We start from the raw sequence: 26,575 nt of genomic DNA on the forward strand, positions 1-26,575 counted from the left end.
CCACGGCGCGGCCGGGGGGCCGACCGCGGCGGGGGTCGCCATCGCCGCCTTGCCGGACGCCTTGGCGGCGAACGACGTCGGGACGGTGAGCCGCTGCTCCGGTGCGCCGCTGGCGCCCCGGACCGTCGTGGTGACCCAGGGCGCGGACGGCAGCGAGCTGTACCCGGGCGACGGCACGGCCGTGCCGGTGCCGCCCGCCGCCCCGCCGGGGCCGGTGGTGGACAGCAACGGGGCGGGCGACGCGTTCGCGGCCGGGCTCATCGCCGGGCGATTGCGCGGCGAGTCGCTGGCGGAGGCGGCCCGGTACGCGGCCCGGGTCGCCGCGGCAGCCTGCACGCACGACGGCATGGAGTACCCGCCGGGCCTGCTGCCGGCCAGTTGACGGCGTACGGCCCCGGCGACGCGTCGGCCGGCCCGCTGCCCCGCTATCCGCTGCGGGCGGCGGGCGCGGCGGGCAGGATGGGCGCATGGCTTCATCCGTGCAGATCCTCCTCGTCGGCGGCGCGGCGGACGGGCAGAGCGTCACCGTCGAGCTGGACAGCAACGGCCGTCCTCCGCTGACCCACCACCACCTCGGGTCCGGTGGGCTGGCCGGGGCGCAGATCTACGAGCTGGAGTCCGCCGGCGAAGACGCCCGCGAGTGGCGCTACCGGTGGACCGGCCCGGCGGTGTGACGTGCGCTCAGACCCGGGTGAGGGTCTGGCTACGGAGGCTGTCCAGCACACCACGGGTGACCTCGGAGGTGCCCCGGGCCTGCTCGCAGACCTCGGCAACCCTCCGGGCGGTGGCCTCGGCGCGCTGCTCCCGCTCGTCCCAGAGCCGGTCGACCTCGGCCAGCAGTGGCCCCTCGACCTCCCGCTCCACACCGCGCAGCGCCGGCACGCCGAGCCGCTGGGCCAGGTCGAAGACCTTGCCGGCGTACGGCAGCGGCAGGAACGGGGTGCCGACCATCGCCGCGAAGATCAGGAAGTGCAGGCGCATGCCCACGGCCAGGTCGAAGTGGCGCATCAGCCCGAGGACCTGCTGCGGCGAGTAGGTGCCGTGCAGGATCCGCCCCCGCTCGGCGGCGATCATGTGGGACAGCACCCCGTGGGCGTGCCGGATGTCGTCGCGTTCCATCGGCACGAACAGCACGTACGCGTCGATCCGGTTCACCAGGAAGTCACCGATCTGGGCCAGCAGCCGGTGGTAGCCGTCCACGTCGAGCCGCTCGGCGGCCCGTCCGGGCTCCCGCACGCTGATCCCGACCAGCCGCGTGCCGGCCGGCACGCCCTCCTCGCGCAGCAGCTCGACCGGGAACTCCTCCGGCTGCAACAGGAACGCCGGGTCGGCGGTGACCGTGATCGGGTTGAGCAGCCCCGCCTCCTCCAGCACCATCCGGGACTCCTGGTCGCGGACGGTCACCTGCACCGCGCTGGCGAGCGTCTCCCGGACCATTCCGGTGTCCACCGCGTCGCTGAGCGGGCCGACTCCCACCGCGTACGTGATCAGGGGCAGGCCGCGCTCCTGGGCGACCCGGACCACCCGCAGGTAGCGGCGGGCCTCCCGGTCGTAGAGGATCCCTCCGCCGCCCAGGATGAGCAGGTCGAGCTGGGCCAGGACCAGCGCGGAGTCGGTGCGGCTGACGCCCTCCCAGGGCACCGCCTCCACGTCGGGGTGGGCGACGCGGGTGTGCTCGGGGTGACGGGAGAAGACGATGATGCGGGCGTTCGGCTCCTGCTTGCGCAGATCCGCGAGGAGGCCGGTGAGGATCGCCTCGTCGCCGAGGTTCCGGCCACCGTACGAGCCGAGCACACCAATGGTCAGTCCGGCACCATGCGTCATCCGTCGCTCCTCCCCGGGTGCGGTCCGCCGGCGGGTTCCCGCTGGGCTGGTGAACAGTCCTGCCGAGGAGACTGAGGCGAGCGAGGAGACTGAGGCGAGCGCGCGTAATCAGCCCGCCGGGTCGATCCGCTTGGCCATCTGCTGGGAGGTGACCTCGAAACCCAGGCTGCGGTAGAGCCCGATCGCCACGGTGTTCGTGCCGAAGACGTTCAACCCCAGCTCGGGTACGCCGAGACGGGCCAGTTCCGCCTCCATGAGCTGGATCATCCGACGCGCGTGCCCCCGGCCACGGTGCTCCGGGTGCACCTCGATGTTGTGAATCCAGGCCCGCAGCGTGTCGGGGGCGCCGGCCCCGGGCAGGGTCACCCAGATCCAGCCGACCTCGACGTCGTCGACCCGGGCCATCCGCAGCAGCGCGCCCTCGGTGGCCGCGCCCGCCGGCAGCAGCTCCCGCATCTGGCTCGCCGACCGCTCCCGGGCCGCCTCCGGGGTCAGGCCCCGGTGCGCCACCAGATCCTCGGCGTACTCCCGCTCCAGCGGTCCGCGCAGCCGATCCAGCTCCTGCTCGGTCATCGGCGCCAGCGTCAACTCCACTGTCTCCCCCTCTCACCGGTGTCCTCCCGCGCGAGCCCGGCGGGGCGACCCGACGAGCGCGGCCCGGCAATGATGGCAGGGTGCGGATCGCCCACGTCAGCGACAGCCACCTCGCCAACCCGGAGGGGGTCGCCACCTCGATCGGCACCACCGTGGCACTGCTGCGCGCCACCGACCACCGGGTCGTCCTGCACTGCCCCGGCCCGCTGTCCCGCCGGCGCCGCCAGCCGGGTGAGGTGCCCTCGCTGCCGGTGCCGACCCGGCCGTACCGGCTGGCGCCGCCCCGGCCGCCGGACGCACCGGCCGACGTGGTGCACGTCCACACCACCGGCCCGCTCGGCGTCGCCGGCCTGCGCTGGGCCGCCGAGCAGGGCGTGCCCGCGGTGCTCACCTGGCACACCGACCTGGTGGCGTACGCGGCGCACTACCCCGAGGTGCCGATCGGCGCCGCGTACGCCGGCCTGCGGCTGGGTCTGCGCTGGGGGGTCCGGGACCTGTGGGCGCTGGCCCGCCCCGGCCCGGCCCGGCAGGCGCGGCTGGCGGAGCTCGGGCGGTGCCTGCTGGCGCACACCAGCGTGCTGGTCACCCCGTCGGCCAAGACGGCGGCGCTGATGGCCCCGATGGCCGGGCGGACCCCGATCGTGGTGCTGCCGACCCCGGTCGCCGCGCCGGGTGTCGACGCCGACGACCGGCGGCGGCTGCGGGCCCGGCTGGGCATCGCGGCGGACGCGCCGGTGGTGCTCGCGGTGGGCCGCACCACGCCGGAGAAGAATCCGGACCTGCTGTTGGCCGCGTTCGCCCGGGTCCGGCGCGACCTGCCGGCGGCACGGCTGGTGCTTCTCGGGGCGCGGCGACACCGGATCGCGGTCCGCCGGGCGGCCCGGCGGCTCGGCGTGGCTGACGCGCTGCACCTGCTGCGCCCGGTGCCGCACGACCGGGTGGGCGCGCACTACCGGGCGGCGGACGTGCTCGCGTTCGCGTCCACAACCGACACCCAGGGGTTGACGCTCTGCGAGGCCGAGGCGTACGGACTGCCCGTGGCCATGGTGGACGCGGCACTGGCCGAGCGGCCCGGCGCCGCCACCACCCGACCGGTCGCCGAGCCCACGGCGGCGGCGTTCGGGGCGCTGCTGACCCGCCTGCTGACCGAGCCGGAGCTTCGCAAGGCGGTGGTCCGCGACGGCCGGGCGGCGGTGGCGGCCTGGTCCGGGCCGCGTTACCTGGCCGAGCTGACCACCCTGTACGCGACGCTGTGGCCGGTCAGCGCAGCGGACGCGACGACAGCCGACCCACCTGGGCCAGCACCAGCGGGAGCTGCCATCCCCGAGGCGCGGCGAGGTGACGCGGCGACCAGACGGGCGCGAACTTCGCCTTGAACCGGCGCAGCCCCCGGAATCGGTACCAGCGCTCGCCGTGCCCGTACACCGCCCGGCCCAACCGGCACAGCGGGTCCGCGCCGGTCAGCCCGGACAGCGGGGCCAGCCCCAGCTCGACGCTGGTCAGGCCCCGGTCCCGCGCCGCGTGCAGCACCTCGACCAGGAGATGGTCCATCACCGTGGGTGGCGCGTCCGGGTGGTACCGCAGCAGGTCCACGCCCCACCGGTGCGGCGTCGGCAGCAGCGCGGCGAAGGCCACCGCCCGTCCGCGCTGTCGCAGCACCGCGATCGGCAGCCGGGCCAGGTAGCCGGGCACGAACCCGCCCAGGGAGAACGACATGTCCGGTCGCCCGGCCAGCCAGGCGTCCGAGACGGGGCGCAGCTCGTCGACCAGGCCCGCGCCGGGCAGCACCGCGAACGACAGATCGTCGCGCTGGGCCAGCCGCCGCCAGTTGCGGCGCAGCGCCCCCCGCGCCGGCCCGGTCAGGGCGAAGTCGGCCAGCGGCACGCTCGCCGACTCCCCCACCGGATGCACGGCGAGACCCAGCCGGCGCAGCTCGGGCAGCAGCGAGTCGCCGACGTGGTACACCGCCGGGCGGCGGCCGGCCCGCCGGGCGGTCGCGCAGAAGTCGGCCAGCAACCCGTACCGCTCGGCGGCCGGCCCGACCGGCGGCCCGAACGCGATCCAGGAGCGGCCGCACACCCCGTACATCAGGAAGCTGGCCCCGGACGGCGAGAAGTGGAACCGCTTGTCGCCGAGGAGCGCGAGCGCGGAGTCCGGCTCCCGATCGGCGTCGGCGGCCAGGATCGCCCGTACCCGGCGCAGTTGCTCGTCATGGCGTCCGTCGATGCGGCGATGGTAGCGTCCGCCGCGTGTCGGGCCGGGTCCTGCGGGTCAGCGCCGGCGCGGTGGTCGCCGTCGGGCTGGCCCTGTCCGTGATCGCCGCGCGCGAGGAGCCCGTCGAGCTGCTGTTCTACTTCACCGTGCAGGTCAACCTGGCCTACCTGGTGGCGCTGCTGGCCGGCGGTGGCGACCGGCTGCGCACCGCGCTCACCGTCTACCTGGTCGGGACCGCCCTGGTCTTCGTGCTGGTGCTGGCCAATCCGTGGAGCGGCTACGCGATGGTGGCCACGGTCGACGCCCGGGGGCCGGTCTCCGACGCCGGCAACCTGCTGCTGCACGCGGTCGCGCCGCCGCTGGCCGCCGCGGAGTGGCTCACCCGCCGTCCCCGGGCGGCCCTGCGCCCGGCGTACGCGGTCAGCCTGCTCGGCTATCCGCTGGTGTGGCTGACGGTGATCCTGGTCCGCGGCGCCCTCGGCCGGGACGAGGACCGCTACCTCTATCCGTTCCTCGACGTGCCCCGACTCGGGTACCCCACGGTCGTCCTCAACGCGCTGCTCTTCGCCCTGACCCTGCTGCTGATCGCCCTGACCGCGGTCCGCCTCACCCGCCCCGACCCGTCTCCGGGCTACGCCCCGCTCCCCCGGCGCGATGGCGAAAAACGGACCTGGGGGTGGAAACGAGGGGTCCGATGGCCGCCAGACGAGGAGCCGGCGCGGCGACATGATCGTTTGCATGACGACGACGTTTGACGGAACGGTAGCCCTGGTGACCGGCGGTTCCCGGGGCATCGGAGCCGGTATCGCCCTGCGCCTGGCGCAGGACGGGGCCGACGTGGCGCTGACCTACCGGCAGAACGCTGAGCAGGCCGCGACCGTGGTGAAGCAGATCGAGGCGCTGGGCCGGCGGGCGCTGGCCATCCAGGCCGACGGCGCCGACGCGAGCGCGGTGCGGAACGCGGTCGACCGGACGGCCGCCGAGCTGGGCCGGCTGGACATCCTGGTGAACAACGCCGCGGTGTTCCTGGTCGGGACCATGGAGGACCTCGGCACGGCCGAGCTGGAGCAGACCATCGCGGTGAACGTCCGGGCGCCGTACGTCGCCGCTCAGGCGGCGCTGCGACACCTGGGCGACGGTGGGCGGATCATCAGCATCGGGAGCAACGTCGGTGAACGGGCCGTCTTCCCCGGGCTGGCCCTCTATTCGATGAGCAAGACCGCCCTGGCCGGGCTGACCCGGGGCCTGGCCCGCGAGCTGGGTCCCCGGGGCATCACCGTCAACCTGGTCAACCCCGGGCCGACGGACACCGACGCCAACCCGGCGGACGGGCCGAACGCGGCGGCGATCGCCGGCTTCACCGCCGTCGGCCGCTACGCTCGCCCCGCCGACATCGCGGCCACCGTCGCGCACCTGGCCAGCCCGGAAGCCGGCTACGTGACCGGTGCGGTGGTCAACGTGGACGGCGGCTTCACCAGCTGAGGACGCCGGGCGCACCGGATGCGGTGCGCCCACCCGGCGGCGTGGGTGGACGGTTCTGGCTCACCCGTCCCCCTCCAACACCGGGCGTACCGTGTCGACGAACGAGACGCGGCGGTTCGTCCGCACCTCGATCGCGGCGAGCCAGCGCTCGCGGTGCCGGTCGCGCAGCGGCACCCCCGCCTCGCCCGCCTCGCCCGCCTCGCCGCCGAGCCGGCGCTGGTCGGCGTACTCGGTGGTGAGGCTGGCCAGCACCGACCGGGCCGCCGCCGCCACCTCCGCCGGACCCTCCAGCAACACCAGGTTGTACGCCTCGTCCACGGCGCGCATCGCCGCGTACGTCTCGTCGTAACCGGGCTCCGGCCCGTCCCCGCCGGCCTCCACCCACCGCCGGTCCAACCGCCGGTACGCCTGGTCGCAGGCGCTCAGGAACCCGACGTACGCCTCCCGCCGCAGCTCGTCACGACGGGTCGCCCGCCGTTCGGCGTTCTCCTGGCGGGCGACGGTCAGCTGGTGGGCCAGTTGTCGGCGGGTGCTGCGCGCGCCGATCAGCCCGGTCAGGGCGGCGGCGGCCAACGTGGACAGGGCGGTGATCAACGCGACGGCGACGGTGTCCTGCACGCGCCCATCATGGCGGCGCCCAGACTCTGGCCGCCACCGTCAGCGGGGCGGGTCCTCGCCGGTGAGTCCGTCCACCGACTCCCGGATCAGGTCGGCGTGGCCGACGTGCCGTGCGTACTCCTCGATCAGGTCGACCAGGACCCGGCGCAGGCTGGGCACCTGACCGTCCGGCCAGTCGCCCCGGGCCAACTGCTCCGGCCCGGCGTCGGCGAGCAACTCCGCGACGGTCGCGCGGGAGCGCGCCACCGCCTCCCGCCAGAGCGTGTAGAGCTGTTCGGGGCTGTCCTCGGCGGCCGAACGCCAGTCCCAGGCCGGATTCGCGTCCCAGTCGACCGTGTCCCACGGTGGCCCCGGCGACCGCCCGGCCAGCTTCAGCGAGAAGTAGAGATCCTCGACCAGGGCCAGGTGCTTGAGCAGCCCGCCCAGGGTGATCGACGACGGGCCGAGCGTCGCCCGGAGACCGGCGGCGTCCAGCCCGCCGGTCTTCCACGCGAGCGTGGCGCGCTGGCGGTCCAGGGAGCCGAGCAGCGTGGCGGTCTCGTCGCCCGCGATCGGCGGTTCGGGGTGACCGTGCTCGTCCGCGTTGGTCATGGAGACGGACGCTACCGCCCGACGTGGCGAAGCGCTGCCCGCGCCGATCACTGGTTGACTGCCGGGATTGGTGCTGATGCGAGAAGGGGTGGGCGCGGCAGGTTTCGAACCTGCGACCCCCCGCTTGTAAGGCGGGTGCTCTCCCACTGAGCTACGCGCCCGGAACGCCCGTACGGCGGGCCGGAGGCTGGCAAGCTTACCCTGCTCGCCGCCGACCCGGGCGCACGGCGTACCCCGGTCAGGAGGTCGCTTCGGCGATGGCCTTGCGCCAGCCCTGCTGGTCGCGGGCTTCGCCCGGGCCGTTCAGCTCGGCGAAGCGGACCACGCCGGTCTTGTCGATGACGAACGTGCCCCGGTTGGCGAAGCCGGCGACGTCGTTGAAGACCCCGTACGCCTGGGCGACGGCGCCGTGCGGCCAGAAGTCGGCCAGCATGGGGAACTGGTAGCCCTCCCGGTCGGCCCAGACCTTGTGGCTGTAGACCGAGTCGACGCTGACCGTCAGCACCTGGACGTCGTCGTTGACGTACTCGTCGAGGTTGTCCCGCACCTCGGCCAGCTCGCCCTGGCAGGTGCCGGTGAAGGCGAGCGGGTAGAAGACCAGCAGCACGGTGCGCCGACCACGGAAGGCCGAGAGCCGGACCTCCTGGTTGTTCTGGTCCTTCAGCGTGAAGTCCGGCGCCTCGGCGCCAACCTCGACGGGCATGCGAACTCCTCGGGTCGAGTCAGGGGACGGCACGAGCCTGCCACACCCGGCGGCGCGGACCGCCGGGCGCGCGAGGGGAACGAGTGTCGGGCTACTTCTTGGCCTTGGCCCCTCGGCGCAGCACCAGGCGGGCGCCGCTCCAGTCCCGGCCGGCGTTGACGGTGGAGGTCTGCTGAAGGCCGGCGGTGGGCGCGGACTCCGCGACCTCGCTCGGCTCGACGTGCCCGTCACGCCCGGCCTTGGGCGTGAGCAGCCAGACGACCCCGTTGTCGGCCAGCGGGCCGAGGGCGTCGACGAGAAGCTCGAAGAGGTCACCGTCGCCGTCGCGGTACCAGACCAGCACCGCGTCGACCACCTCGTCGGTGTCCTCGTCGACCAGATCTCCACAGCGGTCGGTCAGGGCGTCCCGGAGATCCTGGTCGACGTCGTCGTCGTACCCCATCTCCATGACGACCATCCCCGGTTCGATCCCGAACCGGTCCGCCAGGCTGCGTACCCCGTCGGCGGCCTGACCAGCGGTCGCGCTCACTGTCGCGTGCCTCCTCATCTCGTCCCTGCTCGCGGCGCCGGAACCGACGCCGTCAGGCAAAGTCCACACAGTTGTGCGTCCGCGCGCAAGTGGCGCACCGGGTGGAACGGAATTTACCGTGCCAGCAGCGTACGGGCACCGTCGGTAATGGCTTCCTCGGAGACCAGAACCTGACGTGCTGCCGGACCTAATGGTACAAACGAGTCAACTCCGGCTACTCGTCGCGCCGCACCCACATATCCGGCGTCGACCAGCGCGGCGATCACCCCTTCGCCGACCCCGCCGGACCGGCGTGTCTCGTCCACCACCAGCACCCGGCCGGTCGCCGAGGCCTCCCGGATGATGTCGGCCACCGGCAGCGGGGCCAGCCAGCGCAGGTCCACCACCCGGGTGCCAACCCCCTCCTCGGCGAGGACGGCCGCGGCCCGCAGCGACATCCGCACCCCGTTACCGAAGGTGATGATTGTCAGGTCGTCGGCCGAGCCGACCCGGTAGACCCGGGCCCGGCCGATCGGCACGTGCCCGGCCACCCAGGCGCCCGGCTCCGGATACCCGGCCAGCCACTCCCCGTCGCCCTCGGCGTACAGGTCACGGGTGTGGTAGAGCGCGATCGGCTCCAGGAACACGCAGACGCTGCCGTCTACCGCCGCGCTGGCCAGGCAGGTCCGCAGCATGGGCGCGGCGTCGTCCGGCCGCGCCGGCACCGCGACCACCAGGCCGGGCACATCCCGGAGTACGGCCACCGAGTTGTCGTTGTGGAAGTGCCCGCCGAACCCCTCCTGGTACGCGAGCCCGGCCACCCGCACCACCATCGGGTTGCGGAACGCGCCCTGGGAGAAGAACTGCATGGTGGCCGCCTCGCCGCGCAGCTGGTCCTCGGCGTTGTGCAGGTACGCCAGGTACTGGATCTCCGGCACCGGCAGCATCCCGGCCAGCCCGGCGCCCAGGCCCAACCCGAGCACCGAGGTCTCGTCGAGCAGGGTGTCGAAGACCCGGGCCGGCCCGAAGCGGTCGCGCAGCCCCTTGGTCACCCCGTAAACGCCGCCCTTGGCGGCCACGTCCTCGCCGAAGACCGCCATCTGCGGGTGGTCGAGCAACCCGTCGGCGAGCGCCGCGTTGATGCTCTGCGCGAGGGTCAGCGGGCCGACCAGCTCCGGTGGCTTGCCCCCGAACGCCTCCGCGCGGGCGCCCGCGCCCTTGGCCCGTTCCCGCCAGCCGATCAGAGTCGGCTCCTGATAGGCGATCACCTCGGCCTCGTGCGCCGAGCCGCGCCCCGCCTGGACCAGCTGCCGCCGGCCGAAGCCCTCCCCCGAGAGCACTTCGGCCGCACGGACCCCCGCCAGCCAGGCCGGCAACTGCTCAGCCCGCTGTACGACGTCCCAGACCACTTCCACCGGCGCCGCCACGTGCGCACTGCGTTCCACGAGGATCATTTCCGTCTTCCTCCAGTGAGGACATCCCACGATATCGGCACTCTATGCGCAAAATCGGACGTACCTGGACGGGTTTGGAAAAAGACACGCCGATCAACCATTGCGCATCGCGTCATCCCGGCCTATGGCGCATTCATCCGCAGCGCCCTAGAGTCCCGAACACGTTTCACGTTGACCGGGAGGGCGCATGTCGACCGCACCGATGCCCGAGTTCCCCGACGGCTTCCGCTGGGGCGTCTCCACCTCGGCCCACCAGATCGAGGGCGCCACCACGGCCGACGGGCGCGGACCGTCCATCTGGGACACCTTCGCGCACTCCCCCGGTCGGATCAGCGACGGCAGCAGCGGCGAGGTGGCCTGCGACCACTACCACCGGCACACCGAGGACGTGGCGCTGCTGGCCGGGCTCGGCGCCTCGGCGTACCGGTTCTCCATCGCCTGGCCCCGTGTGCAGCCCACCGGCGCCGGCCCGGCCAACGCCGCCGGCCTGGACTTCTACGACCGGCTGGTGGACGAGTTGCTGACCGCCGGCATCGACCCGGTGGCCACGCTGTACCACTGGGACCTGCCCCAACCACTCGAAGACGCCGGAGGCTGGCTGCGCCGTGACACCGCCGGCCGCTTCGCCGAGTACGCCGACCTGACCGCCGCCCGGCTCGGCGACCGGGTCCGGCTCTGGATCACGCTGAACGAGCCGTTCATCCACATGAGCCTCGGCTACGGCATGGGCGTGCACGCCCCCGGCCGGATGCTGCTCTTCGACGCCTTTCCGGTCGCCCACCACCAACTGCTCGGGCACGGGCTCGCGGTCGCCGCGCTCCGAAGCCGCACCGCCAGCCCGGTGGCGATCGCCAACAACTACTCGCCGGTGCGGGTGCTCGGCGACACCGACGCCGACCGCGCCGCCGGGGCCGCGTACGAGGCGCTGCACAACCGGCTCTTCACCGACCCGCTGCTCGGCCGGGGCTACCCGGAGCTGCCCGGCTTCGACGCCGGCGTGGTCCACCCCGGTGACCTGGACACGATCGCCGCGCCGATCGACGTGCTCGGGGTCAACTACTACAGCCCGACCGGCGTACGGGCCGCCGAGGAGGGGTCCCCGCTGCCGTTCGACCTGGTGCCGATCGAGGGCTACCCGCGTACCGCCTTCGACTGGCCGGTGGCCCCCGACGGGCTGCACGACCTGCTCCGCTGGCTGCGTGACACGTACGGCGACGCGCTGCCCCCGATCGAGATCACCGAGAGCGGCTGCGCGTACGACGACGCGCCGGACGCGGACGGGCGGGTGCCGGACCCGGAGCGGATCGCGTACCTCGACGGGCACCTGCGGGCGGTGCGGGCCGCCATCGACGACGGGGTCGACGTGCGCGGGTACTTCGTCTGGTCGCTGCTGGACAACTGGGAGTGGGCCGAGGGGTTCACCAAGCGCTTCGGTCTGGTGCACGTGGACTACACCACCCAGACCCGTACGCCGAAGTCCTCGTACACCTGGCTGCGGGACGTGATCGCGGCCAGCCGGCCGGGGTCGGCACGGTGACCACCCTCGACCCGACCCCGGCGTCGCTGCCGGCCGCGCTCGCCGAGCCGACCGTGCCGGTACGGCGCGGCTGGATCGGGTTGATCTTCGCGGCCAACCTCGGGGTCTGGATGGCGTTCTTCACCCCCATCCAGGTGCTGCTGCCGCAGCAGATCGAGCGGATCGCGCCGGGCGACAAGGAGACCATGCTGGCCGTGGTCACCGGTCTGGGCGCGCTGGCCGCGGTGCTGGCCAACCCGCTCGCGGGCGCGCTGTCCGACCGGACCTGCCTGCGGGTGGCCGGCCGGGAGTTCGGCCGCCGGCACGTCTGGACCGCGGGCGGGGCACTGCTCGGCGCGGCGGCCCTGGTGCTGCTGGCCCAGCAGCGGACCATCCTCGGGGTCGCCCTCGGCTGGGTCGCCGCACAGGTGTGCTTCAACGCGATGCTGGCCAGCCTCACCGCGGCCGTCCCGGACCGGGTGCCGGTCGTGCAGCGCGGCGGCGTCTCCGGATGGGTGGGCATCCCGCAGGCGCTCGGGCTGGTGCTCGGCGCGGTGCTGGTCACCGCCCTGGTCACCGGCAACGCGGCCGGTTACCTGGCCATCGCGGTGGCGATCGTGCTGCTGTCCCTGCCGTTCGCGCTGTTCACCCCGGACGACCCGCTGCCCCGCGCGCACCGCCCAACGCTGCGGACCCGCGCGCTGCTGGCCTCGATGTGGATCAGCCCGCGCCGGCACCCGGACTTCGCCTGGGCCTGGATCACCCGGTTCCTGGTCCAGCTCGGCAACGCCCTGGGCACCCTCTACCTGCTGTACTTCCTCACCGACGGGGTCCGCCACCCCGACCCCGAGGGCGGCCTGCTCGTGCTGATCCTGCTCTACACGCTCGGCATGATGCTGACCGCGGTGGTCGCCGGCCGGCTGTCGGACCGATCCGGGCGACGCAAGATCTACGTGATCGTCTCGGGGCTGATCATGGCGGTGGCGGCGCTGCTGCTCGCGGTCGCGCCGGTCTGGCCGATGGCGATCGTCGCCGCCCTGCTGCTCGGCGCCGGCTACGGCGTCTACCTCTCGGTGGACGCCGCGCTGATCACCCAGGTGCTGCCCCGCGCCACCGACCGGGCCAAGGACCTCGGCGTGATCAACATCGCCAACTCGGCGCCACAGGTGCTCGGGCCGGCGCTCTCCGCCCCGCTCGTGGTGTCCCTGGGCGGCTACCCGACGCTCTACGCGGTCACCGCCGCGGTCACCCTGGTCGGCAGCGCCCTGGTCCTCAAGATCCGCTCGGTCCCCTGAGTCGGGGGGCCGTGACCGAAACCGGTCGCCAGCCGCCGTAGGCTGGGGGGCGTGACAGTACGTGTGCGTTTCGCCCCCTCCCCGACCGGCATGTTCCACGTCGGCGGCGCCCGCTCGGCGCTGCAGAACTGGATCTACGCCAAGCAGCAGGGCGGGGTGTTCGTGCTGCGCGTCGAGGACACCGACGCGGCGCGCAACAAGCCCGAGTGGACCGAGGGCATCCTCTCCGCGCTGGACTGGATCGGCATCTCCCGGGGCAGCTACGAGGGCCCCTACTTCCAGTCCCAGAACGCCGGCGAGCACCGGGCCGCCGCCGCCCGGCTCTACGAGTCGGGCCGCGCGTACTACTGCGACTGCACCCGTGAGGACGTGCAGGCCCGCACCGGCTCGCAGCACCAGGGCTACGACGGCTACCACCGCGACCTGGGCCTCGGCCCGGGTGAGGGGCGGGCGCTGCGCTTCCGTACGCCCGACGAGGGCACGACGGTGGTGGTCGACCTGATCCGCGGCGAGCCCACGTTCGAGAACCGGTTGATCGAGGACTTCGTCATCGCCCGGGGCGACGGCTCGGCGGTCTTCCTGCTGGCCAACGTCGTCGACGACATGACCATGGGGATCACCCACGTGATCCGGGCCGAGGAGCACCTCCCCAACACCCCCAAGCAGCAGCTGCTCTGGGACGCCCTCGGGGTCAAGCCGCCGGTCTGGGCGCACGTGCCGGTGGTGGTGAACGAGAAACGGCAGAAGCTCTCCAAGCGGCGGGACAAGGTCGCCCTGGAGGCGTACCGCGACGAGGGCTACCTCGCCGGCGCGATGCGCAACTACCTGATGCTGCTCGGCTGGGCGCCCTCCGGGGACCGCGAGATCGTCCCCTGGTCGGTGATCGAGGACGAGTTCCGGCTGGAGGAGGTCAACCCCTCCCCCGCGTTCTTCGACGAGAAGAAGCTGCGCGCGTTCAACGGCGAGTACATCCGGGCGCTGCCGGTGGCCGAGTTCATCGACGCCTGCCAGCCATGGTTGACCGGCACCGGCACCATCGCGCCGCCGCCGTGGCAGCCCGAGGAGTTCGACGCCGACGCGTTCGCCGCCGTGGCGCCGCTGGCGCAGACCCGGATCGCGGTGCTCAGCGAGATCGTGCCCAACGTCGACTTCCTCTTCCTGGCCGCACCGACGATCGACGAGGCCGCCTGGACCAAGACCATGAAGGACGGCTCCGCCGACCTGCTGGACGCCGCCGTCGCCGCGTTCGAGGCTCTGGAGTCGTGGGACGCCGAGTCGCTGAAGTCGACGCTGGAGGCGGTGGGCGCCGAGCGGGGCCTCAAGCTCGGCAAGACGCAGGCCCCCGTCCGGGTCGCCGTCACCGGTCGCACCATCGGCCTGCCGCTGTTCGAGTCGCTGGAGGTGCTCGGCCGCGAGCGCACCCTGACCCGGATGCGCGCCGCCCGGCTCCGCCTGGTCTGACCGCCTCGGTCGCGCCACGCCGCCCCGCTGAACGACGGTGGGGCGGCGTCGCCATCTGTGCCGAAGTGGCGGTGTCACCGGCGCGAGCCGGATGCACCCTCCTCGCCGCCTTTGCTCTGCTTACTCATATGCGACAGACACCGGCGCTGAGTGTCGCGTATGCACAAGCAGAGCAAAGGGGGCAACGGGCCTGCCCCGAGGGTCGGCCGGGCAATGAGGGCCGGGTCAGTCGCGGGTGGCCCGACGGCGGAGCAGGAATCCGCTCACCAGGACGGCGAGCACCAGGGCACCGAGTGCCCAGAGCCACCAGCGCTGACCGGAGTCGGCGTCCTCCTGCGCCAGCGGCACGACCGCCGTCGGGCTGCCGCTCTCCGCGACGGGTGACGCCGAGGTCGGCCCGGTCGACGGCGAGCCGGCTGCGGCACCCGGCGTCGCGGCGGCGCCACCGCTGGCCGACGGCGAGGCGGACGGGTCGGCGGCCGTGCCGGTGGTGAGGGTGAACCGCACCTCCCCCTTCACCGGGTGCCCGTCGTTGGAGGCGAGCTGGTAACCGACGATGTAGAGCCCCGCGGCGCCGGGCTTGAACGGCACCCGCACGCGGCTGCCGGCGAAGGCCGGCAGCCCGCCGGCGACCACATTGTCCGGTCCGGTTATTGTGATCTTCGTCGTAGCCGGGTTCGGCTTTGCCAGGAACCGGAGCTCGATCCGGGTGGGCGCGGTGGCCACCCGGGCGCCGTCGCGCGGATTGCTGCCGGTCAGCGAATTGTGCGCCGCGGCCGGCGTAGCCGGGGCCAGCAACGACACACCGCACGCCACGCCGAGCACCACTGGCACGATCCGTGCCATACGTGTAACCCTGCCCCCCATGAACCCCTCCGTAAGGGTACGATCCGCCCGCTGATCAAACGGCTCCTCATTAGTCGAGCAGAGATCGCAGATAGTTCCAATTACTGCTCCACAAGCTGCAAATCATCGACGTTCTGCGACCCTGTGAGAGTGGCCCCGACCGCCCGGTCGGTTCCGCCACCGACCAATCGATCCGGACGTCACGGCGAAGCCATCCATCGAACGGGGCGAGGAGGCGGGATGGTCCGACAGATGAGGCGGTACGTCGCCGTGCTGGCTGGCACGCTGGCGGCGGCGCTGCTGTCGCTCGGCACCGCCGGTCCGGCCAAGGCGGCACCGAAGCCGGCACCGAAGCCGGCACCGGCGGGAGTGGACATCAGCGGCCCGGGGCTGTCCGCACCGTTGCGGTTGCGCGCGGAAACACAGCCGGCGCACGTCGTCGCGGTCATCGACCAGGTCAACTTCCTCGGTCGCGTGGGCCAGCCCAAGGGGCCGAAGGCGGCCAACCTCGGTCCGAAGTACACAGTCGTGGTCCTCGCCGGTGAGACGCCGAAGCAGACGTACGACCTCTATCCCAAGGCGGTCGGTGGTCCACGGATCTACCGGCCGGCGAAGCAGCCGGACTCCCGCAAGATCAGCGCCGGGTGGTTCCTCGGCCGGCTCAGCATGTCCGAGACGTTGCGTACCGCGGGGGTGCCGCTGGAGCGGCAGTTCGACACGGTCAGCGGCGGCGTGGGCGGCGGCGAGCGGGTGCTCCCGGAAGACACCCTCGACCCGGCCAAGGACATCGACGAGGCCCTCGGCGAGCTGCAACGACTGCTGCTGCTCAACGTCGCGGTGATGCTGACCATCACGGTCGGCCTCGCCGGGATCGCGCTGCTGATCCGCCGCCGTACCCGCTGACCGGTCACCGACGACCCGCCCGCTGACCCGTCAGGCGGGCGGTCGTCCGGTCAGCACCAGCGGCGCGGTGGGCGCTCCCGACGGGTGGCGCGCTGGCGCGGCCGCACCGGGCCGTGCCGGTGCGCGCCGGCCCAACCGGGCATCTCGCTGCGGCAGCCTGAGGTGGGATCGGGCTCGGGCTCCCCGGGCAGCGCCGGTTCGCCGGTCCGCTGGCGGGGCACCACGGCGTCGTCGTCCGGCCGGTCGGCGGGTCGCCCGGTGGTCGGCTCCGGCGGGTGCGACGGCGCGCCGCCGACCGCCCGGCGGTGCTTGGCAGCCGCCTGCGGGTCGTGGTTCCCCGGCCGGCAGGGCTCGCCCTGGGCGCAGCCGTGGTCGGCCTCCCCGTGCGCCATCCCGGTCTCCTCACGCTCACACTCACCCGCGGGTGCTCCCCCCGACGTGCCCTGACACCGTACTGGCCGGGACCGACGGGGCCACCACGGGTACGCAGACCAGCAACGCGTGCCGAGTCGCCGCCCGCCGGCGTACCCCTTTCGGCGCATGCCGGGTGCGGCGGGGTCCTCCCCGGGTCGGAGTCCGTGGCTCGACGGCTGTGATGGGATCGGGACCATGCGACCGCCACCGTGGCTCGGCTCCGGCACGCTCGGCCGGGATCTCGCGCTGGCCGGCGCGTCGCTGACCGGCGGCCTGATGCTGTTCGCCCTCGGCTGGCAACCACAGATCCGTCCACATCCGGACGTGCCGCCCGCGCTGTTCCTGCCGCCGCTGCTGGCCGTGTGCGTGGCCGTCGGCCTGCGCCGGGTCGCGCCGCGTTCCAGCCTGGGGGTCGGCACCGGGGCGCTGGTCGTGGACGTCGCGCTCGGCGGCTCGCTGGGCACGATCGTGATCTACACCCAGGTGCTCTACGACGCCTGCGTGTACGGGCCGGCGCGGCTGTGGCGGTGGCTGCTGCGGGTGACCGTGGGGCTGAGCGTGCTCGGCGCGGTGGTCGGCGTGCTCGGCTCCGGCGAGTGGCGCGGGGTCGCCGTCGGGGTGCTGGTGGTGCTCGTCGGCCTGTTGCCGGTGCTCACCGGGATCAGCGTCCGGCAGTACCGCGACCAGGCCGCCGCCGAACGGGCCCGCGCCGAGCAGACCGCCCGGCTGGTGGAGCTGGACCGCTGGCAGGCGGTCAGCGCCGAACGGGCCCGGATGGCCCGGGAGCTGCACGACGTGGTCGCCAACCATCTCAGCGCGGTGGCCATCCACGCCACCGCCGTGCTGTCGGTGCCCGGGTTGGACCGCGGCCAGGTCGACTCGGCGTTGCGGGTGATCCGGGAGAGCAGCGTGCAGGGTCTGGCGGAGATGCGGCAGATGATCGAGCTGCTGCGCGAGCCCGGTGCCGGCGGCGCGCGCGCACCGGCGGGCGACGACGGCGCGTTGCCGGAGGCGGCCAGCGCGCGGCTCGCCGAGGCGGACCGGTTGGTCGAGCGGATCCGGGCCGCCGGCCTCGCGGTGCGGGTCCACACCGACGGCACGCCCGGCCCGCTGCCGGTGGGGGTGGACCTCGCGGCGTACCGGATCGTGCAGGAGTCCCTGACCAACGCGCTCAAGCACGGCGCGGGCGAGGCGGAGCTGACGATCGCGTACCGGCCGGCGGAGGTCGTGCTGACGGTGGAGAATCCGGTTCGCCGGGGCGGCGCCGGGCTGACCGGCGCCGGGGCCGGGCTGATCGGGATGCGGGAACGGGCCACGCTGCTGGCGGGACGGTTCGACGCCGGGCCGCACGACGGCCGCTGGCGGGTCCGGGCCGCGCTGCCCACCCGGGAGGACGGGTGACCGGCCCGGCCCGGGTACCGGGGGACGCGGGTACGGCGGTCCGGGTGGTCGTGGCGGACGACCAGCCGGCGGTACGAGCCGGGCTGACGCTGATCCTGGCCGGCGCGCCGGGCGTCGAGGTGGTCGGCGAGGCGGGCGACGGCGACGAGGCGGTACGCCTGTGTCAGGAGCTGCGGCCGGACGTCGCGGTGCTCGACATCCGGATGCCGCGCCGGGACGGCATCTCCGCGACCCGGGCGATCGTCGCCGAGGGGCTCGCCGACGTGTTGGTGCTCACCACGTTCGACCTCGACGAGTACGTCTTCGGGGCGCTGCGCGCCGGAGCGGCCGGTTTCCTGCTCAAGGACACCGACGCCGCGGGGCTGGTGGCGGCGGTACGGACGGTGGCACGTGGGGACGGATTCATCGCCCCCGCGGTGACCCGCCGGTTGATCGCGGCGTTCGCGGCCACCGCGCCGGGCGCGTCGGCCACCACCCGGGCGGCCCTGGACACGCTCACCCCGCGCGAGCGTGACGTGCTGGCCTGCCTCGGCCTGGGCCTGTCCAATCAGCAGATCGCCGACCGGCTGGCGATGGCGGAGAGCACCACCAAGACGCACGTGAGCCGGATCCTGGCGAAGCTGGACCTGCGCAGCCGGGTGCAGGCCGCGATCCTGGCCCAGGAGCTGGGCCTGCCCGCCCCCGCCCCGCCGCCCTGACCACGGGCCTGGCCGGCCCGGAATGAAGATCCAGGTCAGCGCGTGTCAGGCTAGGGCGGTGAGTACGCCGGGCGGTGGGGAGCTGACGGCCACGCTGCGTCAGATCGAGCGCGCGGCGGGGGCGCTGGCCACCGCCAGCGTGGCCCGGATGGACGAGACCCTGCCCTGGTTCCGCGCCCTCCCGGCCGACCAGCGCTCCTGGGTGATGCTGGTGGCCCAGGCCGGCGCCCGGTCGCTGGTGCAGTGGCTGCGCGACGGCGGCGGCACGGCGGACAGCACCCAGGAGGTCTCCGACGAGGTCTTCGCCGCCGCTCCCGAGGCCCTGGCCCGGTCGATCACCCTTCAGCAGACCGTGGCGCTGATCAAGGTGACCATCGACGTGGTCGAGGAGCAGGTGTCGCACCTGGCCGCCGAGGGCGAGGAGCAGCAGCTGCGCGAGGCGGTGCTGCGCTTCTCCCGCGAGATCGCGTTCGCCGCCGCCCGGGTGTACGCGCGGGCCGCGGAGTCCCGCGGCGCGTGGGACGCTCGGCTCCAGGCCCTGCTGGTCGACGCGCTGCTGCGCGGTGACTCGCCGGACGTGCTGGCCAGTCGGGCGGCGGCGCTCGGCTGGACGGACGCGCCGCCGGTCGCGGTGGCGGTCGGCCGCTCCCCCGGTGGCGAGGTCTCCGCGGTGCTGCACGTGGTCTACCGGCAGGCCCGGCGGATCGGGGTCGAGGTGATCGGCGGGGTGCACGGCGACCGGCTGGTGATCGTGCTGGGCGGCGCGGCGGACCCGTTGGGCGCCACCGGCAAGCTGCTGACCGCGTTCGGGGACGGGCCGGTGGTGGTGGGTCCGGCCGTACCCAGTCTGGACGAGGCGACGGAGTCGGCGCGGGCCGCGCTGGCCGGCTTCCGGGCGGCGCCGGCCTGGCCGACGGCGCCGCGGCCGGTGCCGGCCGCGGACCTGTTGCCGGAGCGGGCCCTGGCCGGCGACGCGGAGGCCCGCCGCCGGCTGCGGCACGACGTGTACGCGACGCTGGTGCGCGCCGGTGGCGAGCTGCTGGAGACGCTGGACGCGTTCCTGGCCGCCGGTGGCACGCTGGAGAGCGCCGCGCGGGCGCTGTTCGTGCACCCGAACACGGTGCGCTACCGTCTGCGCCGCATCGCCGAGGTGACCGGCTTCTCGCCGCTGTCGCCGCGGGACGCGTTCGCCCTCCAGGTGGCGCTGACCGTCGGCCGGCTGGACCCGGTGACCCCGGTGACCCCACCCGTGCCGACCCAGACAATGACCCCGGCGGTCCGGAAAGCCACCCAAACCGGCGACGACAACCGCCGATCTTTGTAGGAACCCTCCAAAGCTTCTAGTGTGGTTTGGTCGAGGCCCGCACAGCGTTACCCACGCGTATCCGGGAGAGTCATAGTCGTGCTCGCCGTACTTAGTCCCGGCCAGGGTTCCCAGAAACCCGGCTTCCTGACCCCTTGGCTCGACCTGACCGGCACCGAGGCGCGACTGCGCGGGTGGTCGGCTCTGGCCGGGGTCGACCTGGTGCACCTGGGCACCGCCGCCGACGCCGACGAGATCAAGGACACCGCCCGCACCCAGCCGCTGCTGGTCGCCGCCGCGCTGCTCGCCGCCGAGCACCTGCCGCTGCACGACGTGACGCTCACCGTCGGGCACAGCGTCGGTGAGCTCGGCGCCGCGGCGCTGGCCGGGGTGCTGCCCGCCGAGGCCGCCATCACCCTCGCCGGCGTTCGGGGTCGGGAGATGGCCGCCGCGTGCGCGCTGGAGCCCACCGGAATGGCCGCCGTGCTCGGCGGCGACCCGGACGAGGTGCTCGCCGCGATCGCCCGGCACGGGCTGCACCCGGCCAACCGCAACGGCGCCGGGCAGATCGTCGCCGCCGGCTCGCTGGACGGGCTGGACAAGCTCGCCGCGGAGCCGCCCGCGAAGGCCCGGATCATCCGGCTCCAGGTGGCCGGCGCGTTCCACACCCCGTACATGGCGCCGGCCGAGACCGCGCTGGCCGCGGTGGCCGCCGGGATCAACCCGACCGACCCGGCCCGGATCCTGCTGTCGAACCTCGACGGCGCCGCCGTCGACCACGGTCGCGACATGGTGCAGCGCCTGGTCCGCCAGGTCACCGCGCCGGTCCGCTGGGACCTGTGCATGCGCACGCTGGCCGACCTCGGTGTGACCGGCGTGATCGAGCTGCCGCCGGCCGGCACCCTCGCGGGTCTGGTCAAGCGGGAGCTGAAGGGCGAGGGCGCCCCGGAGATCGTCACCCTGAACACCCCGGACGACCTGCCGGCCGCGCGGGACCTGATCGCCCGGCACGGCACGACGCCGGGCGACCGGCCCACCATCATCGGAGGACTTTCATGACTGGCAGTCGCATCGTCTCGATGGGGCACTACCAGCCCTCCCGGGTGGTGACCAACGACGACATCGCCCAGCTCGTGGACACCAACGACGAGTGGATCCGGGACCGGGTCGGCATCGCCACCCGGCGGATCGCCGACAGTGAGACGGTGGCCGACATGGCCGCCGCCGCCGCCGGCAAGGCGCTGGCCAACTCCGGCCTGACCGCCGCCGACATCGACCTGGTCGTGGTCGCCACCTGCACCTCGGTCGACCGCAGCCCCAACGTGGCCTGTCGGGTCGCCGCCAAGCTGGGCATCGCCGCGCCGGGCGCGTACGACGTCAACACCGCCTGCTCGGGCTTCGCCTACGCGCTGGGCACCGTCGACCACGCCATCCGGGCCGGGGCGTCGCGCAACGCGATCGTCATCGGCGCGGAGAAGCTCTCCGACTTCACCGACTGGACCGACCGCTCCACCTGCATCATCTTCGGCGACGGCGCCGGCGCCGCGGTGGTCACCGCGACCGCCGACGACGAGCCGGCCGGGATCGGTCCGGTGGTCTGGGGTTCGGCGCCGGAGAAGAGCGACGCGGTCCGCATCGAGGGCTGGCGCCCGTACATCCAGCAGGAGGGGCAGTCGGTCTTCCGCTGGGCCACCACCGCGCTGGCGCCGCTGGCCCTACAGGCGTGCGAGCGGGCCGGGGTCGACCCGTCGGAGCTGGCCGCGTTCGTGCCGCACCAGGCCAACGCCCGGATCATCGACGGCATCGCCAAGCGGCTCAACATCCCCAACGCGATCATCGCGAAGGACATCGTCGAGTCCGGCAACACCTCCGCGGCGAGCGTGCCGCTGGCCCTGTCCAAGCTGGTCGAGCGGCGGGAGGTGCCCTCGGGCGCCCCGGTGCTGCTGTTCGGCTTCGGTGGCGGCCTGACCTACGCCGGCCAGGTCGTCCGCTGCCCCTGATGACCCCCTCGGGCGCACACGCACCCCAGGAGTGGCGGCTGGCGACGTCGGCCGCCGGAGAACCCCCGATGAAAGGAACCAACCGCAATGACCCGTGACGAGATCACCACCGGCCTCGCCGAGATCCTCGAAGAGGTTGCCGGGGTGAACCCGGACGACGTGGCCGAGGGGAAGTCCTTCACCGACGACCTCGATGTCGACTCGCTCTCCATGGTGGAGGTCGTGGTGGCGGCCGAGGAGAAGTTCGGCGTCAAGATCCCGGACAACGAGGTGCAGAACCTCAAGACCGTCGGCGACGCCGTCACCTACATCGAGGCGCAGTCCTGATCATGAGTCGTCCTGACGTCGTCGTCACCGGGCTCGGCGCGACGACCCCGCTTGGCGGGGACGTCGCGTCGACCTGGGACGCCATGCTCGCCGGCCGCTCCGGGGTGAGTGCCCTCACCCAGGAGTGGGCCGCGCAACTGCCCGTCCGGATCGCCGCCCAGTTGGCCGTGGAACCGTCCGAGGTGCTGGACCGGATCCGGCTGCGCCGGCTGGACCGCTCCGAAGCGATCGCGATCATCGCGGCGCAGCAGGCCTGGGCGGACGCCGGCCTGGCCGACTCCGGCCTCGACGGTGAACGGTTGGCGGTCAGCGTCGGCTCCGGCATCGGCGGCGCCACCACCCTGCTCGCCCAGGACGACATCCTGGAGGCGTCCGGACCGCGGCGGGTCTCCCCGCACACCATCCCGATGCTGATGCCGAACGGTCCGGCCGCCTGGGTCGGGCTGGAGCTGGGCGCCAAGGCCGGCGTGCACTCGGTGGCCAGCGCCTGCGCCACCGGCGCCGAAGCGATCGCGCTCGGCCTGGACATCATCCGCGCCGGCCGGGCCGACGTGGTGGTGGCCGGCGGCACCGAGGCGGTCATCCACGCGCTGCCGATCGCCGGGTTCAGCTCGATGCGGGCCATGTCGACCCGCAACGACGAGCCGGAGCGCGCCTCCCGCCCGTGGGACCGGGGTCGTGACGGCTTCGTCCTCGGCGAGGGCGCCGGCATCGTGGTGTTGGAGCGGGCCGACCACGCCGCCGCCCGGGGCGCCCGGGTGTACGCGCGCCTCGCCGGCGCCGGGATCACCTCCGACGCGTACGACATCGTGCAGCCGCACGCCGAGGGCGAGGGCGCGATCCGTGCCATCGCCAGGGCGATAGCGGACGCGGACGTCGCCAAGCGGGACATCGTGCACGTCAACGCGCACGCCACGTCGACCCCGGTCGGCGACATGCTGGAGATCGGGGCGCTGCACAAGGCTCTCGGCGACCACCCGGTGCTGGCCGCGACCAAGTCGATGACCGGTCACCTGCTCGGTGCGGCCGGCGCGCTGGAGTCGATCGCCACCATCCTGGCCATCCGCGACGGTGTCGTGCCTCCGACGATCAACCTCGACGACCCCGACGACGGTCTCACCCTGGAGGTGGCCGCGCACAAGGCACGCCAGATGGAGATCCCGGCCGCGTTGAACAACGCGTTCGGCTTCGGCGGCCACAACGTGGCTCTCGTCTTCACCCGGGCCTGACCACCGGCGGAGACCCGTCGGCGGATGGCCGAGGCGCTGGCCGGCGCCCCGGCCGTCCGCGGCACCATCCCGCTGTAGCCGTGCAAGGAAGGGCCCCTTCTCGTCGCCTCGCGACAGGAAGGGGCCCTTCGGCGCGTTCAGCCCCGGTTGCGGGGGTGGTGCCGACCCGTCGGCGAGCTCGGCTCAGGTGGCGCAGGTGGTGGCCGGCAGACCGGGCACGGTCACCGGAGACCGGCCGACCGGGCGGGCCTTGCCGGCCAGCACGGCGGCCAGCGCGGTCATGGACGCCCGGCTGGAGGAGTACGTGGCCAGCAGCGTCGGCGACTTCGCCTTGCCCAGCACGTACGGGGTGTCCATGGCGACGGTGACCGCCGCGTCGGCGCGCAGGTCCGCGGCGCCGTCGCCATAGCCGACCAGGTGCACCACCGTGCCGCCGCTGGGCGCCACCTTGACGCCGGCCGCGGTCAGCGCCTCGGTGAGCAGGGCGCGGGTGCCGTCCCGGCCGCCGGACGAGGTGACGGTGACCGGCCCGCGCACCGCGCCACCGCAGGCGCCCCGCAGCACGGTGACCGCGCCGGCGGCCAGCGCGTCCGCCGCCGCGCGGTGCGCCGGGGCGTTGAGCGTGGACATCTCGGCCGTGGGGAGCGCCGCCAGCCGGAACTTCATGGTCAGCACCCGGGTGACCGCCTCGACCAGTCGGGCCCGGGCCAGCGACCCGCCACGCAGCGCGGCGAGCAGCCCGTCGTACGCCTGGCCGACGTTCGGGGTCATCAGGATCAGGTCGTTGCCGGCGTTCAGCGCCCGGACCGCGGCCTCGCCGGGGGCCCAGCGCTTCGCCGGGGGCATGTTCATGCCGTCGGTGATCACCACGCCGTTGAAGCCGAGCTGGCCGCGCAGGATGTCGGTGAGCAGCTTGTGCGAGAAGGTCGCCGGGGTGCCGGGGTCGATGGTCCGCGCGTCCAGGTGACCGGACATCACGGCCATCGCTCCGGCGCCGATCCCGGCGGTGAACGGCGGCCAGGCGCCGCTCTTCAGCGCGGCCGCGGACTGGGTGAGCACCGGCAGGTCCTGGTGCGAGTCGTCGGCGCTGTGGCCGTGACCCGGGAAGTGCTTCAGGGTGGCGGCGACGCCGACCGCCTGGAGGCCCCGGACCGCGCCGCCGACCTGCGCCGCGGCCCGCTTCGGGTCCGCGCCGTAGGACCGGGAGCCGATCACCGTGCTGCGGGTGGCCAGCACGTCGGCCACCGGGGCGAAGTCGATGTTGATGCCCATCGCGGCCAGCTCGGCGCCGGCGGCCCGCCAGGCGGCCTCGGTCAGCGCCGGGTCGCCGGCCGCACCGGCGGCGAGGGCGCTGGGCAGCACGGTGACATCGTTGGTGATCCGGGTGACCACGCCGTACTCCTGGTCGGTGCCGATCAGGAAGGGCGCCGGGCCGGCGGCGAGCCGGCCGGCGGCGGCCCGGAGCCCGCCGGTCAGCTCGTGCACCTGCTTCGGGTTGTCGACGTTGGTGGTCTCCTGGTTGCCCTTGGTCGGGTCGTCGGCGCTGAACCCGACCAGGATCAGCCCGCCCAGCCGGTACTTGGCGATCATCTCGGCCGGGGTGTCGACACCGGCCAGCGCCTGGTTGCCGGCGGCCGAGCCGGGTGAGACCTTCGTGGCCGAGTCGCCGTAGGCGTACGGCATCAGCACCTGGCCGACCAGGTCCTCGTCGGAGAGCGTGGCGACCAGCGCGGCGGCCCGGGCGGCCGGGTCGCCGGGCGGCGTGGTGGCGGGGGTGCTCGGGGCGGCGGAGGTGCCGGTCGGACCGGGGGTCGGCGCGGGACGGTCCGCAGTGCCCGAGCAGCCGGAGACGAGCAGAGCGGTCAGGGCGGCGACGGCGACGCTGGCGCGGCGCGGGCGAATCGGCACGCCGCCCATCCCACCAGTTCCCCCTTATCGGGGCAACTTGACCTTACCGACCACCTGTCGCCGGGCGGGACGTGCGGGCAGGTGGCCGGGGCAGCGGCGGCAGCGTCAGCCGACCCGGGTGAGCAAGGTCACCGGCGCGCCGTCGCCAGCGTACCGGTAGGGCTCCAGGTCATCGTCCCACGCGGTGCCGAGCGCCTTGTCCAGCGCGTGCGCCAGCGCCTCCGGGGCCCGGGCGCCGGCCATCAGCGCCCGCAGCCGGTCCTCGCCGAGTTGGATGTCACCGGCCGCGCCGACGGTGGCCCGGAACAGGCCGCGCGCGGGCACGTACATGAAACGCTCGCCGTCGGCGCCGGGACTCGGTTCCTCGGTCACCTCGAAACGGATCATCGGCCACTGCCGGAGGGCAGCAGCCAGCTCGGCGCCCGTCCCCGGACGACCGGTCCACCCGCACTCGGCCCGGCGGGCGCCGGGGTCGACGGGCTGAGCCGTCCACTGCAGGTTGACCGGCGCGGCTAGGACGCGCGCGATCGCCCACTCGACGTGCGAGCACACGGCGAGCGGGGTCGAGTGGACGTATACGACGCCACGCGTTGGCACGGTGACCTCCCGGAGAGCGAGGTGCGTCTTCCCCTACGACCTCGTCCACCCGAGTGGCTGCTGCAACACATGATTACTCCTGTGACGGATGGTGCGCCAGGGAATCGGAAAAATCGCCGGCCGGAATAGCCGGACGGGTGGTCTCGGTTGCCTCTCAGGACACCGCGACGACCAGCCTGATGTCGTGGTCCTGTACAGTTCCATCGGCGGCTTGTGCCGCGCACAACTTCGTGGGCCGACCTGGTGGTCGCCCGCACACAGCCCCCGGACGTTCTAGTCCTCCCGTACGTCTTGCAAGGAGTACCTCCGTGGCGAGCAACACCTCTAAGACCGCGCGCGCGTCCGTCCGGGCCGGCCAGGCTGGCCAGGGTGGCGCCCTCAGCGTGCTGGGCGAGTTCAAGTACCTCATCCCGCTCAACGGCGGCAAGCACGCCTACGTGCGCAACCTGACCAACGGCAAGACCGCGCACCTGCGCACCGACTCCGAGGCCTTCGTCGAGGAGATCCGGGTGCTGGCCGCGGCCGGCCACGCCGCCAAGATCCGGGCGGAGATCAACAACCTCAACGCGACCCACCCGGGCGACGGCTGGGACGCCACCGAGAAGCGCCTGGTCGAGGCCGGCGTCTTCGAGGGCTGAGCCCTCCCCCACCGGATCATCTGAAAACGCCCGCCGGGAGGTCCCGGCGGG

Annotated in this window: 27 protein-coding genes, 1 tRNA gene and 3 pseudogenes; 17 read left to right on the plus strand and 14 right to left on the minus strand. The window is 73.8% G+C overall.

Translation table 11 applies throughout. The annotated features are described in order from the left end of the window. Both EAD98_RS21420 and EAD98_RS21425 read left to right on the plus strand, forming a co-directional pair. The coding region (locus tag EAD98_RS21420; protein ID WP_147457461.1) for a PfkB family carbohydrate kinase at window positions 1-382 on the plus strand (382 nt) is incomplete at its 5' end. 85 nt (window positions 383-467) lie between these two features. Next, the gene (locus tag EAD98_RS21425) at window positions 468-674 is read left to right on the plus strand and encodes a hypothetical protein (RefSeq protein ID WP_121655828.1); all 207 of its coding nucleotides are present in this window, start codon (window positions 468-470) and stop codon (window positions 672-674) included. 7 nt (window positions 675-681) lie between these two features. Here EAD98_RS21425 and EAD98_RS21430 read toward each other — a convergent pair whose 3' ends face one another. Together EAD98_RS21430 and EAD98_RS21435 are read right to left on the minus strand one after the other, a co-directional pair. Then, complete coding sequence (locus tag EAD98_RS21430) at window positions 682-1,824, minus strand: polysaccharide pyruvyl transferase family protein (protein WP_121655829.1); 1,143 nt, start codon at window positions 1,822-1,824, stop codon at window positions 682-684. A 108-nt stretch (window positions 1,825-1,932) separates the two neighbouring features. Next, on the minus strand, window positions 1,933-2,397 hold the full coding sequence (locus EAD98_RS21435) for an N-acetyltransferase (RefSeq protein ID WP_147457462.1): 465 nt from the start codon (window positions 2,395-2,397) through the stop codon (window positions 1,933-1,935). Window positions 2,398-2,498: 101 nt separating this feature from the next. Between EAD98_RS21435 and EAD98_RS21440 the strand changes: the two genes are divergently transcribed. Further along, window positions 2,499-3,794, plus strand: coding sequence for a glycosyltransferase (locus tag EAD98_RS21440; RefSeq protein ID WP_121655831.1), 1,296 nt, complete (start codon window positions 2,499-2,501; stop codon window positions 3,792-3,794). Here EAD98_RS21440 and EAD98_RS21445 read toward each other — a convergent pair. Continuing rightward, a complete protein-coding gene (locus EAD98_RS21445) occupies window positions 3,679-4,644 on the minus strand; it encodes a GNAT family N-acetyltransferase (protein ID WP_121655832.1) in 966 nt (321 codons plus the stop codon). The genes EAD98_RS21440 and EAD98_RS21445 overlap by 116 nt on opposite strands. Window positions 4,645-4,667: 23 nt before the next feature. Between EAD98_RS21445 and EAD98_RS21450 the strand changes: the two genes are divergently transcribed. Then, window positions 4,668-5,387: a Pr6Pr family membrane protein gene (locus tag EAD98_RS21450; protein ID WP_121655833.1), complete on the plus strand. Its 720-nt coding sequence runs from the start codon at window positions 4,668-4,670 to the stop codon at window positions 5,385-5,387. Beyond that, window positions 5,371-6,114, plus strand: a complete 744-nt coding sequence (locus tag EAD98_RS21455; RefSeq protein WP_199723486.1) for an SDR family NAD(P)-dependent oxidoreductase — start codon at window positions 5,371-5,373, stop codon at window positions 6,112-6,114. The genes EAD98_RS21450 and EAD98_RS21455 overlap by 17 nt, the downstream gene beginning before the upstream one ends. A gap of 60 nt (window positions 6,115-6,174) precedes the next feature. On the opposite strand, the gene EAD98_RS21460 is transcribed toward EAD98_RS21455, so the two are convergent. The 7 genes and pseudogenes from EAD98_RS21460 to EAD98_RS31310 form a co-directional block, all read right to left on the minus strand. After that, window positions 6,175-6,732: a hypothetical protein gene (locus tag EAD98_RS21460; RefSeq protein ID WP_121655835.1), complete on the minus strand. Its 558-nt coding sequence runs from the start codon at window positions 6,730-6,732 to the stop codon at window positions 6,175-6,177. A 39-nt stretch (window positions 6,733-6,771) separates the two neighbouring features. After that, a complete protein-coding gene (locus EAD98_RS21465) occupies window positions 6,772-7,323 on the minus strand; it encodes a DinB family protein (RefSeq protein WP_121655836.1) in 552 nt (183 codons plus the stop codon). A gap of 89 nt (window positions 7,324-7,412) precedes the next feature. Continuing rightward, window positions 7,413-7,484, minus strand: a tRNA-Val gene (locus EAD98_RS21470). A gap of 77 nt (window positions 7,485-7,561) precedes the next feature. Further along, window positions 7,562-8,026, minus strand: coding sequence for a peroxiredoxin (locus EAD98_RS21475; RefSeq protein WP_121655837.1), 465 nt, complete (start codon window positions 8,024-8,026; stop codon window positions 7,562-7,564). Between the two features lie 91 nt (window positions 8,027-8,117). Beyond that, window positions 8,118-8,555 carry a DUF3052 domain-containing protein gene (locus EAD98_RS21480; protein ID WP_007463483.1) on the minus strand — a complete coding sequence of 146 codons (438 nt, stop codon included), beginning with the start codon at window positions 8,553-8,555 and terminating at the stop codon, window positions 8,118-8,120. Between the two features lie 113 nt (window positions 8,556-8,668). After that, window positions 8,669-9,751, minus strand: a pseudogene (locus tag EAD98_RS21485) (alpha-ketoacid dehydrogenase subunit beta); the annotation flags it as partial. Next, window positions 9,728-9,988: pseudogene (locus tag EAD98_RS31310) on the minus strand (SRPBCC family protein); the annotation flags it as partial. The pseudogenes EAD98_RS21485 and EAD98_RS31310, both read right to left, overlap by 24 nt. Before the next feature lie 187 nt (window positions 9,989-10,175). On the opposite strand from EAD98_RS31310, the gene EAD98_RS21490 reads away from it, so the two are divergent. From EAD98_RS21490 to gltX, 3 genes are read left to right on the plus strand one after another with little or no spacing between them, the layout of a single operon-like run. Beyond that, the gene (locus tag EAD98_RS21490; RefSeq protein ID WP_121655839.1) at window positions 10,176-11,525 is read left to right on the plus strand and encodes a GH1 family beta-glucosidase; all 1,350 of its coding nucleotides are present in this window, start codon (window positions 10,176-10,178) and stop codon (window positions 11,523-11,525) included. Further along, on the plus strand, window positions 11,522-12,799 hold the full coding sequence (locus tag EAD98_RS21495) for an MFS transporter (RefSeq protein WP_121655840.1): 1,278 nt from the start codon (window positions 11,522-11,524) through the stop codon (window positions 12,797-12,799). Before EAD98_RS21490 ends, EAD98_RS21495 begins: the two co-directional genes overlap by 4 nt. Before the next feature lie 51 nt (window positions 12,800-12,850). After that, a complete protein-coding gene (gltX, locus tag EAD98_RS21500) occupies window positions 12,851-14,260 on the plus strand; it encodes a glutamate--tRNA ligase (protein WP_121655841.1) in 1,410 nt (469 codons plus the stop codon). Between the two features lie 225 nt (window positions 14,261-14,485). Here gltX and EAD98_RS21505 read toward each other — a convergent pair whose 3' ends face one another. Then, window positions 14,486-15,106: a copper resistance CopC family protein gene (locus tag EAD98_RS21505; RefSeq protein ID WP_233578399.1), complete on the minus strand. Its 621-nt coding sequence runs from the start codon at window positions 15,104-15,106 to the stop codon at window positions 14,486-14,488. Between the two features lie 240 nt (window positions 15,107-15,346). On the opposite strand from EAD98_RS21505, the gene EAD98_RS21510 reads away from it, so the two are divergent. After that, a complete protein-coding gene (locus EAD98_RS21510; RefSeq protein ID WP_121655843.1) occupies window positions 15,347-16,009 on the plus strand; it encodes a hypothetical protein in 663 nt (220 codons plus the stop codon). Window positions 16,010-16,059: 50 nt separating this feature from the next. Here the strand turns inward: EAD98_RS21510 and EAD98_RS21515 are convergent, their stop codons facing one another. Beyond that, window positions 16,060-16,401, minus strand: a complete 342-nt coding sequence (locus tag EAD98_RS21515) for a hypothetical protein (protein ID WP_121655844.1) — start codon at window positions 16,399-16,401, stop codon at window positions 16,060-16,062. A 217-nt stretch (window positions 16,402-16,618) separates the two neighbouring features. Here EAD98_RS21515 and EAD98_RS21520 point away from each other — a divergent pair, with 217 nt between their 5' ends. The 7 genes and pseudogenes from EAD98_RS21520 to fabF all read left to right on the plus strand — a co-directional run bounded on the left by EAD98_RS21520 (window position 16,619) and on the right by fabF (window position 23,381). Beyond that, a complete protein-coding gene (locus tag EAD98_RS21520) occupies window positions 16,619-17,824 on the plus strand; it encodes a sensor histidine kinase (RefSeq protein ID WP_121655845.1) in 1,206 nt (401 codons plus the stop codon). Beyond that, the gene (locus EAD98_RS21525) at window positions 17,821-18,522 is read left to right on the plus strand and encodes a response regulator transcription factor (protein WP_121655846.1); all 702 of its coding nucleotides are present in this window, start codon (window positions 17,821-17,823) and stop codon (window positions 18,520-18,522) included. The genes EAD98_RS21520 and EAD98_RS21525 overlap by 4 nt, the downstream gene beginning before the upstream one ends. Before the next feature lie 31 nt (window positions 18,523-18,553). Beyond that, a pseudogene (locus tag EAD98_RS21530) lies at window positions 18,554-19,846 on the plus strand (PucR family transcriptional regulator); the annotation flags it as partial. Window positions 19,847-19,924: 78 nt separating this feature from the next. After that, window positions 19,925-20,884 (plus strand): ACP S-malonyltransferase, encoded by a 960-nt coding sequence (locus EAD98_RS21535; protein ID WP_121655848.1) that lies wholly within the window; start codon window positions 19,925-19,927, stop codon window positions 20,882-20,884. Continuing rightward, window positions 20,881-21,825: a beta-ketoacyl-ACP synthase III gene (locus tag EAD98_RS21540; RefSeq protein ID WP_121655849.1), complete on the plus strand. Its 945-nt coding sequence runs from the start codon at window positions 20,881-20,883 to the stop codon at window positions 21,823-21,825. The genes EAD98_RS21535 and EAD98_RS21540 overlap by 4 nt, the downstream gene beginning before the upstream one ends. Before the next feature lie 87 nt (window positions 21,826-21,912). Then, window positions 21,913-22,152 carry an acyl carrier protein gene (locus EAD98_RS21545; RefSeq protein WP_088960922.1) on the plus strand — a complete coding sequence of 80 codons (240 nt, stop codon included), beginning with the start codon at window positions 21,913-21,915 and terminating at the stop codon, window positions 22,150-22,152. A gap of 2 nt (window positions 22,153-22,154) precedes the next feature. Continuing rightward, window positions 22,155-23,381, plus strand: coding sequence for a beta-ketoacyl-ACP synthase II (fabF, locus tag EAD98_RS21550; protein ID WP_121655850.1), 1,227 nt, complete (start codon window positions 22,155-22,157; stop codon window positions 23,379-23,381). Between the two features lie 183 nt (window positions 23,382-23,564). On the opposite strand, the gene EAD98_RS21555 is transcribed toward fabF, so the two are convergent. Both EAD98_RS21555 and EAD98_RS21560 read right to left on the minus strand, forming a co-directional pair. Continuing rightward, on the minus strand, window positions 23,565-25,298 hold the full coding sequence (locus EAD98_RS21555; RefSeq protein WP_121655851.1) for a glycoside hydrolase family 3 protein: 1,734 nt from the start codon (window positions 25,296-25,298) through the stop codon (window positions 23,565-23,567). 96 nt (window positions 25,299-25,394) lie between these two features. Further along, complete coding sequence (locus tag EAD98_RS21560) at window positions 25,395-25,886, minus strand: DUF3145 domain-containing protein (RefSeq protein ID WP_121655852.1); 492 nt, start codon at window positions 25,884-25,886, stop codon at window positions 25,395-25,397. Between the two features lie 308 nt (window positions 25,887-26,194). Here EAD98_RS21560 and EAD98_RS21565 point away from each other — a divergent pair, with 308 nt between their 5' ends. Next, the gene (locus tag EAD98_RS21565) at window positions 26,195-26,524 is read left to right on the plus strand and encodes a hypothetical protein (RefSeq protein WP_121655853.1); all 330 of its coding nucleotides are present in this window, start codon (window positions 26,195-26,197) and stop codon (window positions 26,522-26,524) included. Window positions 26,525-26,575 lie beyond the last annotated feature (51 nt).

It is taken from the genome of Micromonospora sp. CV4, from assembly GCF_003667455.1.
GTDB lineage: Bacteria > Actinomycetota > Actinomycetes > Mycobacteriales > Micromonosporaceae > Micromonospora.